This window comes from Paenibacillus catalpae (genome assembly GCF_900112695.1).
In the GTDB taxonomy this organism is placed as follows: Bacteria; Bacillota; Bacilli; order Paenibacillales; family Paenibacillaceae; genus Pristimantibacillus; species Pristimantibacillus catalpae.
In genome coordinates, this window is record NZ_FOMT01000001.1 from 312,436 (window position 1) to 337,892 (window position 25,457).

Below are 25,457 nucleotides of genomic sequence, written 5' to 3' on the forward strand. Positions count from 1 at the left end.
GCGGCTGGTGATTTTTTGGTTGTTTATTTGCATACTTTCCGTCCGCTCGTTCGGCATACCGGAAAAATTGTCCATCCGAGGTCGTTTTGTACCCCCGAAATCGGGAAATCGGTACGCTAAACGACCGAGATGTACCTACCTTCCGGATCTGACGATCGCTACAATCGGATGTACGGTAAGCGTTTTCATAGTGTGGTCCGCATTCGCAAACGCGCTTACATAGCGGGCGGGGCAGCGCTGCCGAATAACTCGGTTAAAGGGGATGCGAAGATTGAGCGTTAACGCAAAACGCCAGCGCAGGACGTGGCTGGGTATGTTGCTGGTAATCGTCGTCATGGCGCAGATCGGCTTCATTCCTCCGCGGACGAACGTCGCGGAGGCGGCCGACAACGGCTTGGCGCAGAAGCCTTACATGGGCTGGAGCAGTTACAGCATGCAGGTGTACGACGGCCCGTCGGGCAACTGGATATCGGAAGAGAAGATCAAACTGATGTCGGATACCATGCACGACAAGTTCCAGGCGCACGGTTACGAATACATTAACATCGACGCGGGCTGGAACGGCAGCATGGACGAATACGGAAGGCCGATTCCAAGCACGGAAAAGTATCCGAACGGCTTCGAGAACCTCGTCGACTATGTGCACGCGAATGGGCAGAAGCTCGGCATTTATTTGATCCCGGGCGTATCCCCGGACGCGGTCGAACGCGACCTGCCGATCTACGGAGCGCCGGGCTGCACGATCGGCGACATTGTCGTGAAGCCTTACAAATACGGCGACTATTGGAATCTCGGCTACAAAATCGATTTCGATAACCCTTGCGCGCAAAAGTACATCGATTCGATCGCCGATCTGATCGCGTCGTGGGGCGTCGACTTCGTCAAGTTCGACAGCGTGACGCCGGGCTCCGGCCATAACGACGAGAGCATCGACGCGCGCGGAGACGTTAAGGCGTGGTCCGAGGCGCTCAGCAGACACGGCATCTGGCTGGAGCTGAGCTGGGCGCTTGATCACAACTACGTCGACTATTGGAAACAATACGCGAATGGCTGGCGCATCGATTGGGACGTCGAGTCATACGACCCTAATATCGGCATGACCCAATGGGCTAATATCGCAAGGCTGTTTCCGGGCGCGGCGCTCTGGTGGCGCGACGCAGGACCGGGCGGCTGGAACGACTTCGATTCTCTGAACGTCGGCAACGGCGAGACTTCGGGCTTGACGAAGGACGAGCGGCAGACAGCGGCTACGCTGTGGGCGGCTTCGGCGGCGCAATTTTATACCGGGGACGACTTGACCAATCTGGATGATTACGGCTTGTCGCTTCTGACGAACGACGAGGTAATCGCCGTCAATCAGGCGGGCAAGCCGATCCATCCGGTATCGATGGAGACCGATCAGCAAGCGTGGTACGCCAACAACGGCGATGGCACGTATACGGTGGCGCTGTTCAATCTCGGCAGCAAAGGCGCTCGGGTCGGCGTCAAATGGAGCGATATCGGCTTCAGCGGCACCGGATCGATCCGCGACCTGTGGAGCCATCAGGAAATGGGCAGCTCGGCGACCGGCATTGATCCCTTATTTCTCGAGCCTCACGCCTCGCGCTTGTTCAAGGTGACGGCTAAGAGCGGTACCTCGATCGTCAACGACGACGACACGGGCATGAAATATACGGGTGAATGGAACCGCAACGGCGGCAACGAGCTTGTGCGCGACGCGCAGGACTTGTCCGTCGTCATCACTGAATCTTCGGGTTCAGGCGGCGGTAAAGGCGGGGACTCCAGCGAGGGTGCCGGGGGCGATTCGGGTGACTCATCGGGTTCGGAAGGCGATACGCCTGCTTCCTATACGGTGACGATTAACGATGATGATCCCGCAATTACGTACGTCAATAAGTGGGGCCACAGCAGCGGCCGGTCATTCGGCGATTACATGGGTGACGTCCACTATGGCGAGCCGGATGGATCGGAGCCGGAGTTTACGTACACGTTCCAGGGCACCGGAATCGAGCTTCTGTCCGAGCAAAGCACGAGCAGCGGCAAGATCGATATCTATATCGACAATGAATTCCAATCTACTGTCGATTCCTATGGCAGCGAGCAGGTCGGACAGCACTCTGTATTCAGCAAGACGGACTTGCCGCAGGGTTCGCATACGCTGAGGGCGGTGCGCAACGGCAGCGGTCAATATTATTTCCTATTCGACGCGCTGAAGGTCACGGCGGCAACGCTGCTGGGCACACCTTCGGCGGCAAGCTTCAACAAGGACGCGCCAGCCGACATTACGGTTCCATTGCCGTTTGGCACGAACTCCTTGACCGGCGTCAGTAACGGCGCCGCGGCGCTGCAGCAAGGCAATGACTACGCGGTGACCGACGGGGTCGTGACGATTAAATCGTCCTACCTGGCGCAGCAGCCGTCCGGTCAATCGACGGCGCTTAGCTTCCGGTTCGCGGGAGGAGACGAAGAGACGTTGTCCGTGGCGGTAAGCGGCACGTCGATCAGTCCGGTGTCGGCTTCCTTCGACAAGCGTCCGGGCGCGCAGGCGGATCTTGAAGTTACGCTGACGCTCGGGGACGCCAACGAGTTGACCGGCATTACGAGCGGCGCTGGTGCATTGACCGAAGACACGGACTATACGTTAGAAGGCAACGTTGTCCGCATAGCAAAATCGTATCTGGCATCTCTGCCGGTCGGGGACGCAAGCTTGTCTTTTGAGTTTTCGAAGAGCGGCCCGAGGACCCTTGCCATCTCGATAGCCAACTCGGCCTCGCCAGGCCGCTACGTCTTCGTGAATAACGACGATCCAAGCATTCGTTATACGGGCAGCTGGAACCGCAGCAGCGGCCGTGGGCTCGGCGACTACAAGGACGACGTGCAATGGGCGGAAAACAACGACGCCTTCTTCACGTATACGTTCCAGGGTACGGGGATCGACTACATTACCGAGGTTGATGAGGGTCAAGGCGACGTCGAAATCTTCATCGATGGGGTCAGCCAGGGCACGGTCAGCACGTATGAAGCGGGCGCGCACAACGCGCCGCAGCGGACGGTGTATACGGTGCGCGGTTTGTCAAACAGCTTTCATACGATAAAGGCCGTGAAGAAGTCGGGGAAATTCATGCTGCTCGACGCGCTGCGGGTGCAACAACCCGATCTGATCGACGTCTCCTCAACGGACTTCGTGAAGAGCGCGCCGGCGGATGTAAGCGTCAATCTGCTTGCAAGCCCCGACAGTCTGAACGGGGTCTATAACGGCGCAACGGCACTTGTTCGCGGCACCGACTACACGCTCGAGGGCCATGTTTTGACGATCAAACAGGCGTACCTCGCCGCGCAGCCGGTGGGCACGACGAAGCTGACGCTCCGCTTCAGGGGCGACTACGGCGACGACGCGCATGCTTCCGCGGAAGACGGAGCAGCCTTTTCGTACACGTTCAAGGGCACCGGCATTGAGCTGTTGTCGCCGGTAGGGCCGAAACAGGGCGAGATGGAAGTCTATATGGACGGCGAGCTGAAGGCGACGGTCAACGCCAACGCCGTTAGCCGCGATTCGCAAGCAAGTCTGTACAGCGTCTCGGGACTTGCCGCGGGCACTCATACAATCCGCGTCGTCAAAAAATCGGGAGAGCTGATGCTTGTCGACGCACTTAGGTTTACCGCCCTGGAGGCAAGCGTGCCGCCAGTGTCAGGAGGAGGAGGCGTTGTCGCTCCGCCGGTCGAACCTGCGGCGCCGAAGATCGTTCGCACGACGCAGCCGAACGGCACGGTGCGGGATGAACTGAAGCTGGCCGGCAAGGAAGCGAAGGCATTGATTGACGCACGCAAGGCATCGGGAGCAAGCAGCTTGAAGCTAGTAGTGCCGGATGCGAAGGACGAGGCAGCAGAGGCAGGAGTAACGCTGGACGCGGAGGCGGTCAAGCAGCTCGCGGCCAGCGGACTCGATCTGGACATCGACGTGTCTGGCGCAAAGATTCACGTACCGAATGCCGTGCTGAGAAGTATCGACACGGAAGTCCGCTTTACCATTGCGCCGGTTAACTCGGCACAGCAGAAGGCGCAGCTCGAACGCCGCGCCAACCTCTCGACGATCGTATCCGCAGCTGTCAAAGACAGCGGGTTGACGCTGATCGGCTATCCGGCGGTCATCGACACGAACCTGCCGAAAGGAGAGACAACGGTTGTACTGCCGCTTCCGGCGGGAGACTGGAGCGCCGAATCGCTCGCGAGCATCGGCGTCTATATCGAGCACAGCGATGGCACGGTGGAATACAAGCGCGGCGTCGCGGTTAATATCGACGGCAGCGGCAAAGGCATCCAATTCACGACCTCGAAGTTCAGCACATTCTCGCTCGTGCAGTCGAGTGAATCGTCCGGTACGGTGCCCGCCGCATACATGAATGGCTTCGATGGAGGCCTGTTTAAACCGGAGAAGGCAATTACCCGCGCTGAGATGGCGACGATTTTGTCGCGCCTTGTACAAGGCGGCACGGAAGAAACGAAGAGCAGCGCTTATAGCGACGTCAAGCCGGGTTACTGGGCAGCGGACGCGATCGACAAGGCTACGGCGGATGGCATAATGAACGGCTACGCCGATGGCACGTTCCGTCCGGAGAAGGCGATTACGCGAGCAGAGATGGCGGCGCTTGCCGTACGGCTGGCCGGCGGCGGCTCCGTTACAGGCGCCGGCTTCACGGATACGGACGGCCATTGGGCGGAACAAGCGGTGAAAGCCGCGGAGGGCGCAGGCTACATCAATGGCTATGCCGACGATATGTTCCGGCCGAATCGCCCGCTGACCCGCGCCGAAGCGGTCGTCGTGCTCAACCGGGCGCTGGGCATTAACCCGTCGGGCGGCGGATCCTCGTCCTGGAAGGACGTACCGCCAAGCTACTGGGCATCCAGCGATATCGAAGCGGCATCCATCCGCTAATCGCAAGCGTAAATAGAGAAGAAGCATCGCTTTCCGCTTGCCGGAGGGCGATGCTTCTTCTGCTTATTAGCTTTAATCGGAATAATGGAACACAGTTCGGTTGCTAGGTGGGATTCTGTACATTTTTTCTAAGCGAATCGGATAACTCTATACTCATATTTGCCAAGTTCCAGCCGTGTGCCTGCATCGATCGGGTTCCTTCGTAAACTGGTCGACTGCTGCCTGCGTTATGGTCACGCTTCCGCCGTTTCCATCCATATTTACAATGACCCAGACCTCAAATCCATCCCCGCTTCTTGGGGCAAAGATTGTGCCCGGCGTGACATCGGAACGCAGCGTTACGCGAGCTTCATCCGCATAATGCGTGATGAGTGCTTCTATTAATCGCTGTCCATCTTCTCCGGCTGGCATTGAGCCAAGCATTACGATTTTACCTTTGCCATGCCGCTTCTCGGTAATCCAGGCTAACTCCGGAGTTAATCCCCCTTCCATTGTTCCAACCGCTGTTGCCCCTTCAAGCATAAACACACTGCTCCAAAGCGAGAGTGGAGCCGAATGGCCAAATGCATGCCCGATAGTGCCGCTTCCATCCATTGGGAAGGTATAGACGGCTTCTACGCCGGCGAGCTGCTCCAGGCTGCCAAGGGCAGAATCCGTGTGAATCGTATGCTCCTCCGTACGCCCGCCTGTCAGCGGACCAACGATCCAGATGCTGCCTTTCTCTACTAATTCGATTGCCCGGTCTATATATTCCGCTGTGATATAAGGGAGGAAAGGGGTGAATAGCAGCTTATATCCATCCAGCTCGGAACCTTCCGGCACCACATCCCTATGAATACCGGTATTTAAGATACGCGTATAAAAGTCGGTCATCAGTCCTCGGTGATTCACCTTCCGGTGCGGCTCCGTCTTCAGAAACGCTTTGGCACGGTCTGAATAAGTCAGTGCCGTCTCCGCCTGAGCCGGACGGGTGGACAAAATCACATTCTCCAGCTCCTGCCTCGTCTGCTCTACCTCAAGCACACTCGGGTAACCAACCGTAGGTTTGCCCCAAGCGCTTAAGACCGAGCCATGCGGCTGCTCGCAGCCAGCGCGCTGCTGTCTCCACAGCCAGTAGCAGAATGCTTCGGCTCCAAGCGCATAGGATGCTGCTGCTTCCGCACGCAAATAACCGGACGGATGAGGCTTCGCATAGCTTGTAAGCGATGCGGCGAAGGACGGACTTGTCTCCATTATCCAATAATCCCTGCCGCGCTTGAAGTTGCGGAACAGATCATTATTAATAAGGAAGGCTGGAACATGATCGGTTGTGGCGTACGTATCAAAGGAAGCGAAGTCCAAGCTGCGGAACAGCCGTTCATTATCTACGCTGAAAGCCATGCTGCTGTTATGGGTGACAGGCGCAGAAGAATAACGGCGAATAATAGCTGCTTGTTCATAGGCGAATTCGGCGATTTTTTCCATCGAGAACTGCTGGTACATCGTCTTCAGGGATGAGTTATGAAGGAACGGTGCAGGACCGGGCTGGGGCACCTGATCGAAGCGATGGTAATATTCGCTCCAGATTTGGGTTCCCCAAGCCTCGTTCAGCCGCTCTACCGTTGTATACCGTTGTTCCAGCCATTGCTGCCACTGCGTGAGACAAGTTCTGCACATACATTCCGATACATGGGCTTTAAACTCATTGTCCAGCTGCCAGCCGATCAGACCAGGCAAACTTCCGATTGCCCGGGCAATATGCTCCGTTACGACAGCAGCCTTTTCCCTGAAGTAGGGATGATTCGTGCATGCATGCTGCCGGGAGCCATGACCCATCGTGCGAAGCTCCGCATCGACATACATCCGCTCCGGATGGCCATGGCTGAACCAGATCGGCGGGGTTGCCGTCGGCGTGCACATAACGGTGTCGATTCCGTTCTCGTACAACCTTTCTATGATTTGGACAAAAAAGCTCAAATCAATTCTGCCCTCATGAGGCTCCATGCTCGACCAGGCAAATTCCCCGATCCTCGCCACATTAATGCCGGCTTCTTTCATCTGCTTAATATCTTCCTCGAGCACATTCTCACTCCACAGCTCCGGATACCAGGCAGCGCCATGGTACAGCTTCTTTCCCATACTTCATCCCCTATCATCTGAGATCATATGCAATTTCACTATAGGCGCTGAGAACAAGGGGGACAATCGTACAATTTTGCCCGGTTTGACCGGAGTTTCTACTATTTTGACGGGTTTGGATTATATTGATTTCGCGCTTCCGAAAAGGTTTGAAAGGGCTTTCTCAAAAATGTCCGATTGGCGGAAAGGCGGGGAGGCTCAATAATAAGGGCAAGCGATACGAACAAAACTTGGAGGTGACCTCAGATGAAGCAGGCGGCTGCTCCCGGCCAGATTCCACTCATGCAGGAGACAACCATAAAAAGAAAGCGACCCAATGTGCTGGGGAGAATAAAGAAAGACAAGTGGCTGTACTTGCTATTAACTCCAGGCCTGCTTTACTTCATTATTTTTAAATACGTACCCATGTGGGGCGTGATGCTCGCATTCAAAAACTATCAGCCCTTCCTCGGCTTCTGGAAGAGCGACTGGGTAGGATTAGAGCATTTTCGGGTGTTCTTCACGAATCCTGAATTTTACATGCTGCTGCGAAACACTTTAATACTCTCCTTATACAATCTGGTGTTCTTTTTCCCGGCACCTATTATATTGGCTCTTCTTTTAAACGAACTAAGGCTGGCGTTCTTCAAAAGAATCGTACAAACGCTGATCTACATCCCGCATTTCATCTCGCTTGTTATTGTTGCAAGCTTGACCTACGTGTTCCTGACGACCGAAGGTGGTCTGATTAATGAGCTGCTGCTCAAATATACGGGAACCAAAATCGATTTCCTCGCTAATCCCGACTGGTTCCGGCCGATGATTATTATGCAGACGATCTGGAAGGAAACCGGATTTGGCACAATCATCTTCCTGGCAGCGCTCGCAGGGGTGGATGTAGAGCAATATGAAGCGGCGATAACGGACGGGGCCAACCGGTGGCGGCAGCTGTGGCACATTACCCTCCCGTCGATCCGTAGCACCATTATTATTCTGCTGATACTGCGGATGGGTGATGTGCTGGACAACGGATTTGAACAGATCTTCCTCATGCTGAATCCGCTTAACCGGGAAACCGCGGAGGTCTTTGATACCTATGTCTACATGATGGGGATTACGCAAGGGGCATTCAGCTACAGTACGGCGGTAGGCTTGTTCAAGGCAGTAGTTGGCGTCATCCTTGTGCTCGGGGCGAACTGGCTGGCCAAGCGGTTCGGACAATCCGGCATCTATTAAGCGTTACAGGAGGTGTAGCCCATGACAAAACAATACCGAAGTATTTCCGGAACGGCGTTTGATATTACGAATGTGATCGTGCTGAGCGTCATCAGCGTGCTCGCCGTTCTGCCTTTTATATACATCATAGCGGGATCGTTCGCATCCGATGCGGAACTGACGAAGAGAGCCGTATTCCTTATCCCGGAGACGTTCACGACAGCGGCCTATCAATTTATTTTCTCAACGGATACCATCCTGCAAAGCATTAAGGTGTCTCTGTACGTGACGGTTCTTGGCACCTTAGTTAATCTGTTCTTTACGGTGACGATGGCGTATGCGTTATCCAAGCGCAATCTGATGGGACGTAATTTGGTGCTTAACCTGATCGTATTCTCGATGCTGTTTGGCGGAGGCCTAATTCCGACCTACCTGGTCGTCCGCGATCTTCATTTGCTGGATACCTTCTGGGCCTTAATGCTGCCGGGGGCGATAAGCGCGTTTAACCTGATTATTGTAAAAAACTTCTTCCAGGAGCTGCCCGCCGAGCTGGAGGAAGCAGCGAAGATCGACGGCTGTACGGAGCTTGGGCTGCTGTGGAAAATCGTGCTTCCGTTATCTATGCCGGTGCTTGCGACTTTCACTTTGTTTTATGCGGTAGGGCATTGGAACAATTTCTATTCCGCGCTCTTGTACATTAATGACCCGCAGAAATGGCCGCTTCAGGTTATGCTGAGACAAATTGTGCTGCTGTCACAGACGGCTGCAGGCGACATCAATTCGATGGATCCGAATTTCGTGGCACCGCCGGATCAATCGATTAAGATGGCTGTTATCGTAATTGGCACCATTCCGATTCTGCTCGTCTATCCGTTCCTTCAAAAGCATTTTGCTAAAGGGGTCTTGATCGGCTCGGTCAAGGGATAATGCGGATTGCGATATAAGCATTGATTACTTCATTGTTTCACAAATTTTTAAGCAGTTCCTTACGAAGTAAAAATTGTTTCACAATTTTTTAAGCTGTTTCTTACGAAGTGAAATTTTGCTTCGCAAAATTTTTTAGGAGGCGCTAATAAAAATGATCAAAAAGACGCAAAAATGGGTAGCTACAGCAGCTCTCGGAACATTGGCAGTTACGGCAATTGCAGGCTGCAGCGGCAATAAGGAAGAGAACGCGGATCCCGGGGCATCCTCCGCGGCGACGACAGAAGCTACGGCAGCAGCAACGGCCGAGGCAAACGAGAAGCCGCTAAATATCAGCATTATGCTGCCGATCTTCAAGACAAACTTTCCGAAGGACGATGGACCTGTCGTGACCGAAATCGAGAAAAAAACCAATACGAACATTCATCTGGAATGGGTGCCAAACGCCTCATATGGAGATAAATTCAACATCACGCTTGCTTCTGCCAAGCTGCCTGAAATCATATACGTGCCCGGCTCCAAAGATCCCAGCTTTGTGAATGCCGTCAGATCCGGCGCTTTCTGGGAACTTGGGCCTTATCTGAAGGATTATCCGAACTTAAGCCAGGAGAATGAGGTCATTATGAACAACTCCTCAATCGATGGCAAGAACTATGGCATCTACCGAGGACGCGCCCTTGGCCGCAACGGGATCGTATACCGCAAGGACTGGCTTGAAGCAACAGGACTTGAACAGCCGAAGACGATTGACGATTTCTACAACATGCTGAAAGCGTTCAAGGAGAAGGATCCGGATAAGAACGGGAAGGACGATACGTACGGCATGGTCCTGGTCAAATGGACCGGGGGCTGGGCAAGCGCTTTTGATACCATTAAGCTGTGGTTCGGCGCGCCAAACAAATGGGGTGTTACAGACGGCAAGCTTGTGCCGGAGCATCAGACGCCGGAATATTTGGAAGGGCTCAAGTTCATGAAGAAGCTGTATGACGAGAAGCTGATCAATCAGGACTTTGCCGTATTTGATTCGGCGAAGTGGGTAGACCCGATTGTTAACGGCCAGGCAGGCGTTATTGTTGACGTTACGGACACGGCTGGCCGGATTGAGGATAAAATTCATGCGGCGCTTGCCAAGGAGAACAAGGATAACCCGGACACCCAGTACATGGACAATATGATTGGCGTAACCGGTGCGGACGGCAAGTTAAAAGCATTGCCGACATCTGGCTTCTCCGGCCTGCTAGCCATTCCGAAAACGACCGTCAAGACCGAGGAAGAGCTGAAGCGCGTGCTGAAGTTCCTCGATCAATTGAACGACGATGACCTGACGACAATGGCAGGCTACGGCATTGAAGGCACGCATTATACACTCGATGGAGAAGCGATTGTACCAAGCAAGGATGCTGCGCTGCTTGAATCCGAGGTAGAAGGCCTAAATCAGATGCTTCCGTTCATTCCGGCAGGCCGCGGACGGACCGTGCTGCAAACGCCGCTTCGTCTTCAAACAACCGAAATTCAGAAGGAAGCCGAGCAGTACATCGTTCCAAATCCGGCTGAGCCGTTTATCTCGGACGTGTATTCGCAAAAAGGCCAGCAGCTCGACAACATCATCAACGATGCGCGCATCAAATTTATCGTTGGCCAAACCGATGAAGCGGGCCTTCTGGCTGCTTTCGAAACCTGGAAAAAATCCGGCGGTGACGATCTGGTCAAAGAGATGAACGACCTTTACGCCGCATCTGCGAAATAAAGGAATAAGCAGGCTAAAACACCCATCAAAACTCCGGCAGGAGGATGGGTGTTTTGGCATGATTATTGAAACTTCACGGATTATTATACAAAATAGTCTGAAATTCCTGCTTCCAATTATTCCGGATTTATAATAAGGTCAAATTTATAACTGAAAAGAACGGGGGAATAGGATGCTCCATGGAAAGAAGATTTGGCGGATGAGATCCGGCAAAGGACGCTTTTTTAGAAAAAGCTTAATTATGATTTTCATCGTTTCCGGCATTCCCGGCCTCATTATCGGGGCACTAATCTACTGGATGGCCGGCGGCCGAGTAGAGAGCGAGCTGCTGCAGCTTCACTACCAGCAGATTGAACAACGATCCGAACAAATGGATGATCAGTTAAGCAATTTGGAGCTTCTGCTTTCCCACTGGGCATTTGATAACAAGTTTGACTACAGCTTGAACGGACTGGATTTTGTACGTGATTTCAAGAGAACAGACGATATTACAAAGACGCTGATCGCCATGCAGGGCTCGAATGCTTTGGTCAAGAAGGCCGAGCTGTTTGTTGGCGGTGAGAGCAAGGTGCTGTTTAATCCCGAATATACGCCGCTGCAAAATCAGCAGGACTTAAGCATATACAATAAGCTGATTCATGGCCGAAACCTGACCTACTGGACGCAATGGGCTTTTGATCCTGCTCATCCGGATGACAAGGACCTCACGCTTATTCATCATATTCCCGGCGGGAGTCCAAATCCGTATGGCGTGCTGGTCTTCCGTTTCGACAAGGAGAAGATCGCCAGCCTGCTGCAGACAATGACGCCGTATTACGAGGGAGAAGCATTCCTGCAGAAGAAATCGGGGGAGCTTTTTGTCTCTGCTAACGGAAGCGCTTCCAACTCTGATTTTGTGCTGGCGCTTCATGAGAAGATTGATAGATTGGATAAGGAAAAGGGCTCCTTTTTCTTCGATTGGAAGGGCTCGACCTATACGGTGTCCTTCGGCAACCTGTCCAGAATTTCGGACGAATGGCTGTACGTATCGGCATCGCCGATTACGAGCATTATGTCGCCTGTTATGTTCATCTCCAAACTTATCATCACCGTAAGCCTTATTGCCTTGCTGCTTGCCGCTTTGCTGTCGTGGCTCGCTTCGCACCGAATCTATTCGCCAGTGAAACGGCTTGGGCTTATGCTGGGCGGACATGGAGGAGGGACGGACTGGACGCGCGAGGATGACGAGTTTACGCTCATCGAGCAGCAATACCAGCATCTTCATAAGGAGCGTCTTGAGCTGAACTCCAAGCTGGCGGAGCAGCTTCCGCACGTGAAGGAAAGTTTCCTGCACCAGCTGCTGCAAGGCTATATGTACGCTTATTCGGAAGAGGATTTGCTGCGCCGTATGGAGCAGTTCAAATGGGAAGTAAGAAGCCATCGTTTTGCCGTCTTGTTCGTTCAACTGAACGGAATCGCCAATATGGATGAAACGTTCCGCAGCGGAGATGAGGGACTGGTCACCTTCGCGGCCGTTAACATGATGAAGGAGCTGGCATCTAAGCATTTCGAGCAGAGCGACATTCTGAACTTTCATGATTTGACCGCGGGGATTGTGCTGCTTGTGCCGGACGGCCGTTCACACAAGGAGGCGGTTGAAGCGTTTAGCGAGGAGTTAACGACCTCGGTAAACCGGATTCTGCGGATGCGGGTGACATTGGCGGTCAGCCGCCAGACCGCTCATATTTCCGATCTTCCGAATGAATTCGAGCGGGTAAAGCAGGCGGTCAGCTACCGCAACTGCGATAATGCCAATCAGATTATGGACATAGAGCAAGGCGTTCTGGATGGCGAAGCGTGGGCGGAGCCGCAGTATCCTTTTACCCTGGAACGTGAGCTTATCCAAGCACTCCGGACGGGAAAAGAAGAGGAAGCCAGCGAGCTTCTGGGAGCTTTTGTAGGTGCTCTGACATGTGCTGGCGCCAAGGAAATTGATGTACAGCAGGGAATGCTTCATCTGCTTGGCAATATCCAGCATGTCATTATGGTGTCCGGGGTGAATCCGAACCGGCTGTTCAAGGGAGCTAATCTGTATGAGCAGCTTTCGCAGATCCGGGAGCCGAGGCGAATGCTTGCCTGGTTCAAGGATAAGGTGCTGGCGCCGTATCAGAAGGAATTGTCATGCCGTTCCAACTCTGAGGTTAAACGCCTGATTGAAGGGGCGATGATCTACCTGCAGCAAAATTACAGGCAGGATATTTCGTTGGATAACTGTGCCGAGCATATTGGGACAAACCCGTTTTATCTCAGTAAGTCGTTTAAGGTAGTGACGGGGAAGAACTTTATTGACTACCTGACCGAGCTGCGTATCGAGAAAGCAAAGGAACTGCTGCGTGATTCGGAAATGAAAATAAACGACGTTGCCGAGCAGGTCGGCTATCAGCACAGCTACTTCAACCGGATCTTCAAAAAGCTGGAAGGGATGACGCCAACAAGCTACAGGGAGCAAAGTCAGCATCTGTAAAAGCAAGATTGTACAAACGGCGCAAAAATGTGCAAGCCGCGTTCCGGCCCTTCCGCAATAATGTCTCATTGAGCACAAAAGATCGTTTTTTTACAATGAGGCCAAACGGGAAAAGGGGATGAGGCAATTGGTCACAACGATTCCATTGCACAGCTTGTCGCAGAAGCATTCGATGCCGGTTGGTTTGACGTGGGGTATACCTTGGAAGGAAGGCGAGCTTCTGCGGAATGAAGCTCTTCGTCTGACTACGAACTTGGGTGAGCCTGTACCGATGCAGCATTGGGCGACGGCTTATTGGCCGGACGGAAGTGTGAAATGGTCCGCTCACGCAGCGGCTGAGGCATGCGGCGGGGCGGTTGCTTATACCCTGACGAAAGGCGAAGCGGCTCCCCTGCAGTCGATGGTTACAGTATCAGAGACTGATGACACGGTTGAGCTGGATACGGGCGTCATGGTGTGTACGCTTGGAAAGCAAGGCCGTCAATGGCTGCGAAGTATTACTCGCAATGGCGTAGAGGTGTGCAGCGGTGGTGAGTTGGTCTGCTTGAAGGAGAGCAGCAGCGAGGCATCCGGCGTAAGGACAATCCGTCAGGAACCGTTCGAAAGCCGGGTGCACCGGTTAACGGTTGAACAGGATGGGCCAATCCGGGCGGTGGTCAAGATTGACGGCAGACATCGCGCGGCAGGCGGAGCGCGCGAATGGCTGCCTTTCTCCATGCGCCTCTATGTGTATGCCGGTCTCGAAACGATTCGGATTGTACATACGTTCTTTTATGACGGCAATCCGAATGAGGATTTCATCAAGGGATTGGGTATCCGCTTCTCTGTACCGATGCGCGGTGAGCATTATAACCGGCACATCCGTTTTTCCGGGGACAACGGATTATTCGCGGAATCTCCCAAAACCCTTCATACCCGGAGGACGAAGGGGAAATACCGGCAGCTGTTCGAGCAGCAGACAACGGGCCGCAAAGTTAGCTTTGAGGCCTCAGAGGATGCGTATTTCCTTGGCCTGCTTGATGACTCTGCCACATGGGACAGCTTCAAGATCATGCAGCAGTCGTCGGAGCATTACCGGATCTGGAAAAGAACGAGTGAAGGCTGCAGCTGGGTGAAGGTGACGGACGGTCATCGTGCCGGAGGACTTGCCTTTGCAGGCGGAGAAGGCGGCGGACTTGCCTGCGGGCTGCGGCATTTCTGGAGGAAGCATCCGTCGGGCTTTGAGGTACACGGTGCTTCGCAAGCCGAGGCTTCCCTAACCGTATGGCTATGGTCCCCGGATGGCGAACCGATGGACATGAGGCATTATGATACAAAGACTCATGTGGAGTCGTCCTATGAGGGGGTGGAGGAGCTTCGCGCCACACCATACGGTGTCGCGAACACAAATGAGCTGATGCTATGGTGCACGGAGGAGACACCGGGTCTGGAGATGCTGGAACAAATGAGGCAGGAAACGGACAACCCGTCCATGCTCGTATGCGAGCCGGATTATTATCATGAGGCAGGTGCATTTGGCATCTGGAGCCTGCCGGATCATTCGACGGAAGCAACGAGGCGGCTTGAGGAGCGGCTGGATGGCATTATTGCGTTCTATCAGGAGGAAGTGGAGCAGCGCAAATGGTATGGACTGTGGGATTACGGCGACTTCATGCACAGCTATGATCCGGTCCGGCATGTGTGGAATTATGATCTTGGCGGCTGTGCCTGGCAGAACACGGAACTCGCGCCGAATATGTGGCTGTGGATCATGTTCCTGCGTTCGGGACGGGAGGATATATTCCGGATGGCCGAAGCGATGACCAGACATACAAGCGAGGTGGATGTGTACCATTTCGGTGAATATGCCGGACTTGGTTCCCGCCATAATGTCGTTCACTGGGGCTGCGGCTGCAAGGAAGCACGAATCGGCATGGCCGGATTGCATCGATATTTCTATTATTTGACGGCCGATGAGCGGATTGGCGATATGATGGACGAAATGAAGGATTCGGACTTTACGACAGTTAACCTCGATCCAATGCGGGCTTACTTCCCGAAAGACGAGCATCCAACCCATATCCGGGTTGGTCCGGACTGGGCGGCCTTCAGCTCCAATTGGATGACGCAGTGGGAACGTTACGAGGACAAGGCTTACCGGGACAAAATATTGGTCGGAATGGATTGCATTAAAGGAGCTAATTATGGTCTGATCTCCGGTCCCACCTATGGTTACGATCCGAAGACAGGCGTATTAACGCCGATGGGCGATGACAACTGGGGACGCCATCTTGCCATATGCATGGGCGGTCCGCAGGTATGGTTCGAGCTTGCCGGCATGCTGAAGGATCCGGATTGGGAAGAGATGCTGGCGGAGTTTGGCGTGTATTATAACAAGTCGCAGGAAGAGAAGGATAAGCTCACCAACGGGCAGATCAGTACTAAACGCTTCGAGCATCCGGTGCTTAGCGCGGCCATTGTTGCTTACGGTGCTTATTACAAGAAGGATGAAGAAACAGCCCTGAAGTGCTGGGACATTCTGCTTGGCAATCCGTTTGCCGTTGTTGATCTGCAGAAGGAGGCTTCTTCCGTTACGCATGTTGGTCAGTTAAATGAAATTGATTGGATGAACACTAATGAAGCCGCCCAGTGGTCGCTGAATACGATTATTGCCCTGGAGCTGATCGCGGATCATTTGCCAAAGCTACAGGAGATAAAGCTGCAGGAGTTGACCTAATGAAGAGTGAAAGCAGATTGATTCCAGCCGGATGGAGAATGATTTATAACAACCCGCTCAGCACCCCTGGCGAGGTATCGGGCTTTTGCATGGAGGGAGACGCTGCGGTCTCCTTCCCGATGGGGCGAATGCGTCTGGAGAGCACCCGGGATCCGTCCGACGGGCAAGCCGCCAATCTGGTGTTCTGGTGCCCGGAGCAGTTTCCGGCGGATCTCGCAATAACCTGGGAGTTCTGGCCGATTCGGGAGCCGGGGCTTGCGATTCTGTTCTTTTGCGCGGCAGGAATGGAAGGACAGGATTTGTTTAATCCGGGCCTTGCCAGCCGCAGCGGGATTTATAACCAGTACCATCATGGCGACATAAACGCGTTTCATGTGTCTTATTTCCGGCGTCGTTACCAGGAGGAACGGCAGTTTCATACGTGCAATCTGCGAAAAAGCCACGGCTTCCACCTTGTTGCCCAAGGGGCGGACCCGATTCCGTCTGTGGATGATGCAGCCGGGCCGTACCGGATGCAGCTGCTGAAGCACGGGCCGTACGTGCAATTTGCCGTTAATGATCTTTTGTTATTTAGCTGGAAAGATGACGGTTCCACTTGGGGTCCATATCTCGGAAAAGGAAAACTGGGCTTCCGGCAAATGGCTCCGCTTATAGCGGAGTATGGAAATTTACAGGTGTATACCCCTTAAGGGGCTGCCTGGACGACAGTCAGGAGATGACAAAATGGCGAGAGTATTGATGTGCTTCCCCGAAGGGCGGCACAAGGCGTTAACACTTAGCTATGATGACGGCAGGTTTGCCGATCGGCGGCTGATTGATATTTTTAACCGGCATGGACTGAAGGGGACCTTCCATCTGAATTCGGGACTGCTAGGGACGGTCGATAGGGTCGGGGCAGATGAAGTTAAGACCTTGTACCAAGGCCACGAAGTGTCGGCCCATACGCTCACCCATCCGACTATAGCCCGCTGTCCCAACGAGCAGATCGTATACGAGGTCATAGAGGACCGTCGTAAACTGGAGAGTATCGTTGGTTATCCCGTACGGGGAATGTCTTACCCGAATGGTTCATATAACGAACGGATAAAAAATCTGTTACCTGGTCTTGGCATCGAATATGCCCGCGTTGTCCCAAGCACGGGACATTACGGCATGCCGGATGATTGGCTGGAGTGGCAGCCGACCTGCCATCATAACCGGGATCTGATGAAGCATGCGGAGGAATTTGTTGGTCTTCACAAGACGCAGTATTTGTATCTGATGTATGTGTGGGGGCACAGCTATGAATTTGACGCGGATAACAATTGGGAACTGATGGAACAGTTCGGGCAGTACATAGGAGGGAATCCTTCGATCTGGTACTGCACGAATATGGAGCTTGCTCAATATACCAAAGCTTTCGAGGGACTGAAGTTTGCGGCGGATCTCAGCTTTGTTTATAACCCGACTGCGATCAGCGTATGGCTGAACGTTGAAGGCGAGACGGTGGAAGTGAAGGGCGGAGAGCAGATTCGTTTCTAAGCGGGGCGTAGAAAGCTAATGTTTCTTTTTAGGAGGGATAAGCATGAGTGTTATATCAACCAAAGAACCGTTTTTGATAGGGAAAGTAGATATCAAGGCAGCCGGGCCGCGCTGTAAAATGCTGTTGGGGGACTTGAACGGGGACGGCCGGATGGAGATTCTGCTTGTTCAGCCGGATAACCGTCAGGATGTCCGTTATATCCCGCATCAGGTGCAATGTCTGACTGCTTATGATCTGGAAGGCAATCTGCTGTGGCAGACCGGCACGCCGGACTCTGGAGCGGGCAGCCATGGCTCGGATTATCCGGCCCAGATTGCGGATATCGATGGAGATGGCCGGCTGGAAGTGTTGTGCGTTATGGATAACCAATTGCATATCCTTAACGGTCATGACGGCTCGATCAGATCTTCCCACGAGCTGCCTGATCCGCATGCTCATGACTGTATCATTGTGGCCAACCTGACTGGCGGTCCATATCCAGGCGATATTATTCTGAAGGACAGGTATCGCCGCCTATGGGCGCTGGACCGGGATTTCAAGCTGTTATGGAAGCATGAGGGGAATCCAGGCCACTTCCCTTGGGTATTTGATCTGGACGGAGACGGCCGGGACGAGGTGATGGCCGGGTATGATCTGCTTGATCATGACGGCCGGCTCTTATGGAGCTGCCATGATCTGGACGATCATGCGGACTGCATCTGGGTTGGCGATGTGAACGGAGACGGTGAACCGGAGCTTGTTATCGGAGGAAGCGTTACGGTGATGTATGACCGGCAAGGCAAGGAGTTGTGGCGATATGCCGGTTCAGTCGAGTCGCAGCATATTGCGCTGGGCCGCTTCTGTCCCGAGCTTCCAGGCCTGCAGATTGCCGGACTAGACCGGCTCGTCCGGGAAGATGACGGCAAAGGCCAGACCGGCAAGGATGCTTTATTCCTGCTGGACAGCGAGGGACAAGAGCTGTGGAAAGAAGACCGCAAGACTCCGGGCTGGCTTACGATTATTGAACCCCTGCGCGGCTGGACGGAGAATTCTCCCGATTATATACTTGCTTATCGCCGAGGAGGCGGGGTATTCCCGACCTTATATGACGGCGCTAGGAATGCGATAGTCGAGTTTCCGTCGGAGGGTTATGCCGTCCATGCGGATTTATGGGGCAGCGGGGAAGAACAGGTCATTATTTACAACAGCGATTCGGCAGCAATTTATGCCAGCAAGCCGGTTATTCTGAGTGAGTGCATGTCCGATTCACCGCTTCCGCAGCCCAAACGGCTGTCGAGCTCGACGTTATATCCAGGCGGAGAACTATAGGAGAGGAGCTAGAAACGAAAATGACTTATCGATTTGATTTTGGCACAGGCGCCCCGGCTGACGGGTATACGAAGATTACGCCGCAAACGGTATATGATTCTTTTACGGGCTACGGCTTTACCCGAACCGAAAAAGTGAATGCGAAGGATCGTGGCGAACCAAGCGCATTGCGCAGAGATTTCTGTATCCCGCTCGACACCGCTTTTCTGCTGGACGTGGAGGATGGCACTTATCGCGTCTCTGTGCTGCTCGGCGACGAGATTGCCCCAACGGAAACGACGATCAAGGCCGGACAAGGCCGGCTGATGGTGCATAAGCAGCGGACAACGCCAGGCAGCTTCTCCCGGATCAGCTTCTCGGTATGGGTGATTGGCGGTCAGCTCAAGCTCTCCTTCTCCGGACTGGCACCTCGCATAAATGCGATGGAGATTGAGCCGGCATCTCAAGCCTGCACGATCTTTCTGGTTGGGGATTCGACCGTAACGGATCAGCCGGAAGACGGCTATCCGTATGCGGGCTGGGGGCAGATGCTGCCGATGTTCGTGAAACAGGATGCGGCTGTTGCGAACTATGCTTTATCGGGCCGCAGCTCCAAGAGCTTTATCAGTGAAGGGGTTCTGGATCAAATCTGGAGCCGCATCAAGCCGTACGATTACTTGCTTATTCAGTTCGGCCATAATGATCAGAAGCATGATGAAGAGCGGTATACGGAGCCTTTTACCACGTACAAGCAAACTCTGAAGAAATATATTGACGGGGCAAGGGAACGGAAGGCCATTCCCATTCTGGTCACCTCCGTACAACGCCGATTTTTCGAAGAAGACGGAACTCTCCGCGATACACACGGCGATTATTTGACGGCAGTAAGAGAGCTTGCTGCTGAAGAAGAAGTTGCATTAATTGATCTGGCAAAGTCCAGCATGGCTTTGTTCGAGGCATGGGGACCTGAAGCAACGAAGGACCTGTTCATGTGGCTTGCCCCGGGAGAATTCATGAATTTCCCGGATGGAGCAGAGGATAATACGCATTTCCAGCAGCTTGGCGGCATTGAAATCGCGAGATTGGTGTACGAGGAATTAAAGGCGCTAAAGCTGCAGCCTCTTCTTCTCTATTTGCGTTAGAGCCTGCAGACGATGAAATCCAGCAGAAACCGACAAAAAAATCGAAGGCAGAATTAAATTTATAAGAAGAAAGTTGGTTGCCAATTGATGGAGAAAGCAGTACAATTGGTCTCATGAAACCGCTTTCTTCTTGTAAAGCCTAAAGAAGTCATGCTGGATTTCATCTTTTTAGGCATTACATGAAACCGGTTTCATGAAACCGGTTACGAAAAGGGGCGTGATTAACCGGTATTCCCATTGCTTCCCGCGTTTGATCGTATTCTATTTTATTAAAAGGAGCGAACAGAGAGTGCGGAAAAAACCAATCGCTTGGCTTCTGCTGCTATCATTAGGTGTCTCATTATTCAACTTTACGCCGATCCCCAAGGTTTCGGCAGCTTCAGAGATTGATTTAGAGGACAGTTTTACAGACGGAGATTTAACGACTGAACCGGAATGGACAGTCGCCTCCGGCACATGGACCGTCGGAGCGGATCCGGCTGATGCCAGCAATAAAGTGCTCAGCCAGACCGATGCCGGCGAAGGCATTATTACGACAGGAGATAATTGGACCGATTCCACCGTTACTATGCGCATCTATACAGGCGCAGGCGGAGCTTATCCCGGAATTCTGGCTCGGGTCCAAGACTATAAAAACTTTTACTATTTCCAGATGCAGTCCTCCACCGGACTCGTATTATCCAAACGAATTAACGGGGCGGATACACAGATCAAATCCGTTACTTATCCTCTAAGCAAAAACACCTGGTATACGCTGAAGCTGGTGCTTATTGGCAGCTCCATTAAAGGTTATATCGTGGAAAACGGAATGGATAAGCTGGTATTTGATGCAGTGGACACCACTTATACAAACGGTAAAATCGGCATCCGCAACAAATGGCAGTCGGTTCAGGTGGATGACGTACTAGTCACAGATGTACCGGCTGGCAACCAGACCGTTATCCAATCGGATGCAACAACAAGCTCTTCCGTATCTCTGACCTGGGATGCAGTAGAGGGTGCTAGCAGCTATAATATTTACCGTTCCACGACATCAGGCAGCGGTTATGCCTATGTCGGGAACAGTACCACGAACAGCTACTCGGACAGCAGTCTTAGCTCGGATACCGCTTATTATTATAAAATGGCTTACTTATATGGCGGGCTTACCGAATCCCAATGGTCCCCGGAAATGAACGCGAAGACTGAAGGCGCAGCCCCGGCAGCGCCAGCCAGTCCGACGGCCGGTGCTGTTAATTCGTCGAAAATCAATCTGAGCTGGGCGGCGGTTGCAAAGGCAGCCGGCTATAAAGTGTACCAGTCTTCGAATGGCGGCGAAACATTTGACGAGATTTATGACGGTACTTCTTTAAGCTTCCAGGCTACAGGACTGACAGCGAATACGGAATATAAGTATCATATTTCAGCTTACAACGCATTTGGTGAATCGGAGATGGCTTCTGCGCAGGCCACTACGTATTCCTTTGATGCTCCGGCCAACTTTAAGGCAGCGGCTGTAACGGATTCCTCCGTCACGTTGACCTGGGACGCGGTACCGGGGACAACGGTTACTTATTCCGTGAAGCGGGCAGCAAGCGCCACCGGAACCTTTTCCGAAATCTATAACGGAACAGATACAACTTACATCAACGCCGGATTAACGCAAGGAACAGGTTACTTCTACACCATCAGCGCGGTCGTAGATGGCGTTGCCTCTTCCGTCTCCGATCTGCTTGGCGTAAGTGCGGTACGTACGTCCTTCACTCCGGGAACATTATGGGCAGATACAACCGGCAATCCGATTGATGCCCATGGCGCGGGTATAATGTACGATGCGAAAACGCAAAAGTACTACTGGTACGGGGAGTATCACAAAGGCGGATGGCCAGCAGCAGGCGTTCGCGTATACTCTTCAACCGACTTGATGAACTGGAAAGACGAAGGCATGGCGCTTACGTTAATCCATTCAATGGATGATTTCACGAGTGATCCGCTTATCTCCAAGCTGTATGAAGGAAGAACGGATACGGTGAACATCTGGGCGGATATCCGCAAGGGAAGAATTGTGGAACGGCCTAAAGTCATTTACAACGATGAAACAAAGAAATATGTGATGTGGGCTCATATCGACGGAGACAAAGATCCATACAACAACAACGCGAACTATGGCAAAGCTCAAGCTGGGGTAGCGACCAGTGATTCGCCTACCGGACCGTTCGTCTATCAGCGAAGCTACCGGATGGATCTGGCACCGGCAGGGGAGACCGATTACCATCCAAGCGATAAGGGTATGGCACGGGATATGAACCTGTTCAAGGATGACGACGGCACGGGTTACCTGATCTATTCAAGCGAAGAGAACCTGACCATCTACATCTCGAAGCTGACGCCGGATTATCTTGATGTAACAGGCTGGCACAAGGATGGCAACGTGGATGAGAACGGAAATGCTGTCCGCGATACTTCGTACAAAGCCGTGTACGGCGTAGACTATGTACGAGTATTCCCGGGTGCTCAGCGCGAAGCGCCGGCGATGTTCAAATATAACGGCCATTATTACATGATTACTTCCGGCGCAACCGGATGGGCGGCGAACCAGAACAAATATACGGTTGCCGATCATATCTTTGGTCCATGGGCTCCGATGCAGGATCCGTTCGTCCGTACTTCGGCCAGCGATCCGGATCCGGCAAAAGCGTTTAATACCCAATCGACCTTCGTTATTCCGGTGGATCCGGAGAACGGCAAGTTTATTTATGTTGGCGATATGTGGAATGGCGGCAACTTTGCGGGTGACGGCGCCAAATATGTTTTCCTGCCGATTGAGTTTGGAATGGGCACGGATATTGCAATCAAATGGTATGCGAATTGGACACCGGATCTTCTGGATGCGATGGGTCAGGTCAATGTAACCACCAAGTTCCCTGAAGCGGTTAAGCTTGGAGAGGTGCCGGACTTGCCTGAGCAGGTTGATGTGTTAGGCAAAACGGGAACACAATCCACACCGGTAACCTGGTCCGTTAATTCTCATGCTCCGACAGCAGCAGATTTCTCCAAACCAGGTCCAATTACCGTTCAAATGACGCTGCCTGAGCATCACAACAAGGTACAAAGCATCAAGATGTATGTCGTGCCGGATAATGCCTTGTACTTCGTTAACGCCGGCGGTTATGCGACTTCCGATTACAAACTGCTTGCCTCTTATATGCAGGATACACTAGCGAACAAAACGGTAGTCGAGCAAGCTTATAATGATGCCGATGCGACGCCTTGGGGTTATCTTGGCATCGATTCGCTGCCTTCAGGTTCGGCATCGGGGGATATTTTCTCCACCGTGCGATATTTGAACGGCGGCAATGTGGCGAACTCTCCGAAGGGCACTGATCTTGCTTATCAGTTCACTCTGGAGAATGGCTCGTATGATGTTTACCTGGGCTTCAATGATCCATGGACGAATACGAGCAGGAAAGCCAATCTGCTTCTTAACGGCGAGAACAAGGGTGCTATTACGTTTACGCCAAGCAATACGATGGCTTACACAGGCGTAAACGTAACAGATGGTTCGCTGAACATAACCATAAGAAATACCGCTTCTCAAGATCCGATGATCAGCTGGATAATGATCGTGGATCCTTCATTAACGCCTGCTGCCGACCCAACAATGGGACTTGCGGCTGCGGCGGCATCTTCAACTAGCGTTCAGCTTTCGTGGAACAAAACGACGGGAGCGCTTGGCTATAACCTATATCGTTCAGACAGCGAGGATGGTTCGTATACGAAGGTTTACAGCGGAACGGCCGGGGTTTACACCGATTCCGGCTTGCCTTCTGAGCATACGTATTATTACAAGGTGAGCGTAATTGACGGAACGGGCACAGAGTCGGCTTTGTCCAGTGCGCAAAGCGCTGCAATTGCCCGCACGGCGCAAGAGGTTGCGGACGGCATTACGGCAATTGCTGCTCCGGCGAAAAATGCGACAGCCTTAAAGCTGCCTGTAGTTCCGGCTGAGTTCACGGTGGCTGTTCTCTCATCGGACAGCGAAGTCATCAGCACACAAGGTGTCATTACGCCGCCAGCATCCGATACAATAGTTCATCTCGTTCTTCGTGTAACGAGAACATCGGACAGCACAACAGCGGATACGGTGTCCATTGCCGTTGCTGTACCTGCGAAGTCCAGTTCGGGCAGCAGCTCCGGCAGCAACGGATTAACGCCGGTTGTTACTTCGGATTTGGCGAGACTGACTGTAAACGGCGTACTTGATTCGACGACCAAAGTTGTGAAAGGTTCGGTTACAGCAGCGGAGTTAAACCAAGCCATCCTGCTTGCACCTGTTCTGCGCAGCGGAGAGAAGGTCGTGGAGATTGAACTGCCGCAGGTGGCAGGAGCAGAAGCCTATGAGCAGCAAATTCCGGCAGCTGTTCTTGCTTCGCTTGGTCAGGAGCAAGTGATCCGGATTAAGACGAAGTTTGGCACGGTTACTTTGCCGGCGGGGATGTTCTCGACTGCCGAGCTTGGTTCCGCTCAAAACGTGACCCTTCACATTGGGGCAGCTGATACTTCGACAGCAGAGAAACCAGTCATTGAAGTCAGCATGCTGGCAGATAACAAGCCGATCGCCTTCCATAATGAAGATGCTCCGGTCGTTGTAACGATTCCGTACACACCGCAAGCGGGCGAATCCCAGGATCATCTCGTGATCCTGTATGTGAAGGATGACGGTACAACAGAGCCGGTGCCTAGCGGCCGCTATGATCAGGCAGCAGGTGCTATGGTGTTTACAACTACGCACTTCAGCAAATTTGCTGTTGTTGAAGTTCACAAAACATTTAACGATCTGGCTAGCGTGACTTGGGCGAAAGCACAGATTGAAGCGCTCGCGTCCAGAGGAATCATTAACGGTACGTCGGCTCAAACCTATTCGCCAAATGCGGCCGTTACGAGAGCTGATTTTATGAAGCTTCTTGTATCCACGCTTGGTCTGACAGCCAAATTTGATTCGAACTTTGAAGATGTCCAATCTACCGACTATTACTATGAGGCGGTTGGCATTGCGAAGAAGCTTGGTATAACAAACGGAATCGGCGATAACCGGTTTGATCCTCGTGCGAGCATCAGCCGTCAGGACATGATGACGTTAACGGCCAAAGCGTTAGTTGCCGTGCAAAAGCTGGCTGCAATGAACGGCACAGCAGGTGACATCAGCGGTTACGCGGATGCCGATCAAGTAAGCGCCTATGCGGCAGACAGTATCGCAACTCTGGTGAAGAATGGCATCGTTCAAGGTTCAGGCAGCAAACTGTCGCCTCTTGCAACAACTACAAGAGCAGAGGTTGCGGTTATGCTGTATAACATCTACAAGAATTAGAGTTTGAGACCAGGACAATCCGGA

At 52.9% G+C, this 25,457-nt stretch carries 11 protein-coding genes and 1 pseudogene; 11 read left to right on the forward strand and 1 reads right to left on the reverse strand.

Annotated elements, in window-relative coordinates; all coding sequences use genetic code 11:
* The first annotated feature begins 334 nt into the window (after window positions 1–334).
* Window positions 335–4,933: a X2-like carbohydrate binding domain-containing protein gene (locus BM200_RS01055; RefSeq protein ID WP_425434531.1), complete on the forward strand. Its 4,599-nt coding sequence runs from the start codon at window positions 335–337 to the stop codon at window positions 4,931–4,933.
* A 128-nt stretch (window positions 4,934–5,061) separates the two neighbouring features.
* Here BM200_RS01055 and BM200_RS01060 read toward each other — a convergent pair.
* Window positions 5,062–7,051, reverse strand: a pseudogene (locus tag BM200_RS01060) (beta-galactosidase).
* Between the two features lie 246 nt (window positions 7,052–7,297).
* Here BM200_RS01060 and BM200_RS01065 point away from each other — a divergent pair.
* The 10 genes from BM200_RS01065 to BM200_RS01110 all read left to right on the forward strand — a co-directional run bounded on the left by BM200_RS01065 (window position 7,298) and on the right by BM200_RS01110 (window position 25,433).
* On the forward strand, window positions 7,298–8,266 hold the full coding sequence (locus BM200_RS01065) for an ABC transporter permease (RefSeq protein ID WP_091180338.1): 969 nt from the start codon (window positions 7,298–7,300) through the stop codon (window positions 8,264–8,266).
* Window positions 8,267–8,287: 21 nt separating this feature from the next.
* Entirely contained in the window at window positions 8,288–9,172 is an 885-nt protein-coding gene (locus BM200_RS01070) for a carbohydrate ABC transporter permease (protein ID WP_091180341.1), read from the forward strand.
* Window positions 9,173–9,323: 151 nt separating this feature from the next.
* Window positions 9,324–10,916, forward strand: a complete 1,593-nt coding sequence (locus BM200_RS01075; RefSeq protein ID WP_175532696.1) for an extracellular solute-binding protein — start codon at window positions 9,324–9,326, stop codon at window positions 10,914–10,916.
* A 241-nt stretch (window positions 10,917–11,157) separates the two neighbouring features.
* Window positions 11,158–13,419, forward strand: a complete 2,262-nt coding sequence (locus tag BM200_RS01080; RefSeq protein WP_342716199.1) for a helix-turn-helix domain-containing protein — start codon at window positions 11,158–11,160, stop codon at window positions 13,417–13,419.
* Between the two features lie 118 nt (window positions 13,420–13,537).
* Complete coding sequence (locus tag BM200_RS01085; RefSeq protein ID WP_091180348.1) at window positions 13,538–16,135, forward strand: exo-rhamnogalacturonan lyase family protein; 2,598 nt, start codon at window positions 13,538–13,540, stop codon at window positions 16,133–16,135.
* The gene (locus tag BM200_RS01090) at window positions 16,135–16,824 is read left to right on the forward strand and encodes a YesU family protein (RefSeq protein WP_091180349.1); all 690 of its coding nucleotides are present in this window, start codon (window positions 16,135–16,137) and stop codon (window positions 16,822–16,824) included. Before BM200_RS01085 ends, BM200_RS01090 begins: the two co-directional genes overlap by 1 nt.
* A gap of 34 nt (window positions 16,825–16,858) precedes the next feature.
* Window positions 16,859–17,656 (forward strand): polysaccharide deacetylase family protein, encoded by a 798-nt coding sequence (locus BM200_RS01095; RefSeq protein WP_091180352.1) that lies wholly within the window; start codon window positions 16,859–16,861, stop codon window positions 17,654–17,656.
* A 43-nt stretch (window positions 17,657–17,699) separates the two neighbouring features.
* Window positions 17,700–18,965, forward strand: a complete 1,266-nt coding sequence (locus BM200_RS01100) for an FG-GAP-like repeat-containing protein (RefSeq protein ID WP_091180355.1) — start codon at window positions 17,700–17,702, stop codon at window positions 18,963–18,965.
* A gap of 20 nt (window positions 18,966–18,985) precedes the next feature.
* Window positions 18,986–20,086: a rhamnogalacturonan acetylesterase gene (locus BM200_RS01105; protein WP_091180357.1), complete on the forward strand. Its 1,101-nt coding sequence runs from the start codon at window positions 18,986–18,988 to the stop codon at window positions 20,084–20,086.
* Window positions 20,087–20,375: 289 nt separating this feature from the next.
* Window positions 20,376–25,433 (forward strand): S-layer homology domain-containing protein, encoded by a 5,058-nt coding sequence (locus tag BM200_RS01110; protein WP_091180360.1) that lies wholly within the window; start codon window positions 20,376–20,378, stop codon window positions 25,431–25,433.
* The last annotated feature ends 24 nt before the right edge of the window (window positions 25,434–25,457 follow it).